General features: G+C 69.4%; 1 protein-coding gene and 1 pseudogene. One reads left to right on the top strand and one right to left on the bottom strand.

The window, feature by feature from the left end:
- A pseudogene (locus tag CXQ93_RS20165) lies at positions 1-300 on the top strand (phosphoribosylformylglycinamidine cyclo-ligase); the annotation flags it as partial.
- Positions 301-388: 88 nt separating this feature from the next.
- On the opposite strand, the gene CXQ93_RS20160 reads toward CXQ93_RS20165, so the two are convergent.
- Positions 389-762 (bottom strand): HYR domain-containing protein (locus CXQ93_RS20160; RefSeq protein WP_146073308.1); only part of this gene is annotated, 374 nt, incomplete at its 5' end.

Here is a 762-nt window from a genome sequence, read left to right as displayed (position 1 = left end):
GCAACGGTGGACCGTGCCACCTGGGGCCTGCCCCCGATCTTCACCCTCGTCTCGCAGCTCGGCAACGTGCCCCTGCCGGACCTCGAGCGCACCCTCAACCTCGGAGTGGGAATGGTGGCGATCGTCGGAGCAGCGGGTGCCGACACCGCGCTGGCCCAGCTGAATGCCGCTGGTGTCCCCTCGTGGGTAATGGGCACGGTGCAGGCCGCGGGTACCGGAAGCACGGACGGACCGGACTACGTGCAGGGCGCCAAGGGCGTCGACGGCGGATCAGTGCGGCTGGTCGGCGCCTACGCCTGACGAATCTTCCACTCCCGCTCGACTCGGAGTGGGCACGTTCGAACATCCCCACTCGTCGAGGTGCCGGAATGGGATGGAAGCCGCAACCTCACGAACTCGTGCGACATCGCTGGTCAGTCCCGGACCGTCGGGGCCTACCGGCCTGCTTGCGGGTCACGATGACGTCGAACGACGTGGTGCGGGTGTTGCCCACTCTGTCCGTCGCCGTGCACGTCACCGTGGTGGTGCCGACCGGGAAACGCGTGCCCGGGGCAGGCGTGCAGGTCAACTGCACGGGGCCGTCGAGCGTGTCGATGGCGGACGGCAGGGAGTAGTTCACCTTGACCCCGCTGGCACCGTTCGACACCGCCCGGATGTCCGACTGGTCGGCGATCCGCGGCGGCAGCACGTCCGCCGGACGGGCAGGCAGGCGGCTCGGGTCGACGATCCCCCAGTAGGCCGGGGTGACCTGCAGCTCATCGT

The sequence above is a fragment of the Arthrobacter sp. N199823 genome (genome assembly GCF_002929705.1).
GTDB lineage: Bacteria > Actinomycetota > Actinomycetes > Actinomycetales > Micrococcaceae > Specibacter.
The sequence above is the reverse complement of the archived record's forward strand: the minus strand, read 5'-3'. Positions and strand labels throughout refer to the sequence as shown.